The organism is Puia sp. (assembly GCF_036500295.1).
Classification (GTDB): Bacteria; Bacteroidota; Bacteroidia; order Chitinophagales; family Chitinophagaceae; genus Puia.
Window position 1 is genome coordinate 1 of sequence record NZ_DASYCH010000073.1, and the last position, 2,048, is coordinate 2,048.

The window sequence follows — 2,048 nt, forward strand, 5'->3', positions numbered from 1 at the left end:
TGGTAGATGCGGATATTGGCCTTTTGGAAGTCCGCCGCCGTGCAGGTGGGGATGTTCACGAAGGTCTGGGGGTTCCGGTCCACCAGGTGGAACCAACTGCTCTGCACCTGTACCATGAGGCGATGTCCTTTTTTAAAGGTATGATCGACCTCATTGATATCGAAGGCCACTTCCGTCACCTGTCCCGGCACGAGTGGTTCGGGTTTTTCGAAGCTGTTGCGGAATTTGCAGCGGAAGACCTCGGCCCTTACCAGGCGTTGGTAGCCGGCGGGCAGCTTTGCTGTGCTGCCTTCTTCATTTGCGGGGAGGACGTCGATCAGTTTGACGATGAGGTCGGCGTCGGTGCCGGAGGAAGAGAGAAAAATATCGGCTTTTATCCGGCCGGTGACCGTCAGGTCTTCCGTTAAGGGTGCGCCCCGGTAGACCAGTACATCCGGTCGTTGGGCGGCAAAGCGCTGGTCGGTGACGATGTATTGATTGTCGCGCCGTTCATGGATGCCGTCGATATAGGGGACCGGGTGGGCCGGATCGCTGGTGTATTCGTCGAAGGCGGCGGCGGGTGTGCCGGTGTTTGCCGTGGGCAATTTTATGGACAGTCCGTTGCAGGGCTGCAGGAAGAACTTCACTGGTTTGGCGTCCGCCGGGGGCCAGGTGGAATAGGTCTTCCATTTGTTGGAGCCTGTTTCGAAGACAGTTGCTTCGGGCAGGGAGAGGGTGTCCTTATCTTTTAGGTAGAAGTTGAAGAATTTTGTTTCGATGTTGTGATAGTATTCGTTGACGTTTTGTCCGAAGTCGAGGGGGCCAAACTTATTCCAGGTTGCGCTGCCCCAGCCTCCGTGTGTCCACGGGCCCATGATGATATGGTTGTCGTTCTTTGGGGATTGGCGTTCGATGGCCTCATAGGTTCTGAGCGACCCGAACATATCTTCCGCGTCGAACCAGCCGCCGACCACCAATACGGCGGGGCGGATATTCTTCAGATGGGTGCGGATATTCCGGGCTTTCCAATAGGCGTCATAGGTAGAGTGGCCGAGGTATTCGTTCCAGATCTTTCCCTTGTTGTTGAAATATTCGGGGTTATTGGTGTTTTTCAGCGGGCCGAGGTCAAGGAAGAACTGGTAGGCGTCGTCTTTCATATCGGCCTTGAAGATATTGCGGCCATAGTCTTTTACCGGCTGTGGGCGTGGAACGTCGAAGAAGTTGTCGAAGTCAAAATTATCGAGCAGGAAGAAGGCTCCGTTGTGATTGGCGTCATCGCCGATGAATTCGTCGGTGACGGGCGCCTGGGGGGAGACGGCTTTGAGGGCGGGGTGTGCATCCGGCAGGGAGGCGGAGGCATAAAATCCGGGATAGGAGACGCCCCAGATCCCGACGCGGCCGTTGTTGTTATTGGCGTTTTTTAAAAGCCAGTCGATCGTATCCCAGGTATCGGAGCTTTCATCGGTTTCCTGTTTGGATCTCTTTCCTTCCCTGGCCGGGGTCATCTCCTGAAATTCGCCTTCGCTCATATACCGGCCCCGTACGTCCTGGTAGACGAAGATATATTTCTCCTGCATTAGCTCGCGGTTGGGCCCCAGGGACCGGCGGTAGAGGGTATCTCCATAGGGGCCGGCCGAATAGGGCGTCCGCTCCATCAAAAAGGGATAGCGGTGGCTGTGATCTTTTGGCGAATAGATAGCCGTATAGAGTTTTTTGCCATCCCGCATGGGGATATCGACTTCCTGTTTGTCGTAATTTTCTTTTACGAAATTATCCGGTTGGCGGCGATCCTGGGCCGGCAACAGGGAGGGAAGCAATAAAAAAAGAAAGAGATACCGTTTCATACCAGGATTATTTCATACCAGGATCATTTTAGTACCGGCAGGATGATCTTTGACGGATGATCGCTGTCATGGTAGACCTTGATGGTTTCTTTTGTGAAATCGCTGTCATCGGCGGTATAGATGTCCACGAATTTCTGCGGGTTGCGGTCCACCAGCGGGAACCAGGAGCTTTGGATCTGGATCATCAGGCGATGGCCTTTTTTGAAGGTATGCGCAACGTCCGGC

2 protein-coding genes are annotated in these 2,048 nt (G+C 54.3%); both read right to left on the reverse strand.

Annotation, left to right across the window (positions count from 1 at the left end):
• Window positions 1–1,823: CocE/NonD family hydrolase (locus VGM48_RS14720; RefSeq protein WP_331580376.1), on the reverse strand; the 1,823-nt coding region annotated here is incomplete at its 3' end.
• 23 nt (window positions 1,824–1,846) lie between these two features.
• Window positions 1,847–2,048: CocE/NonD family hydrolase C-terminal non-catalytic domain-containing protein (locus VGM48_RS14725; protein WP_331580377.1), on the reverse strand; the 202-nt coding region annotated here is incomplete at its 5' end.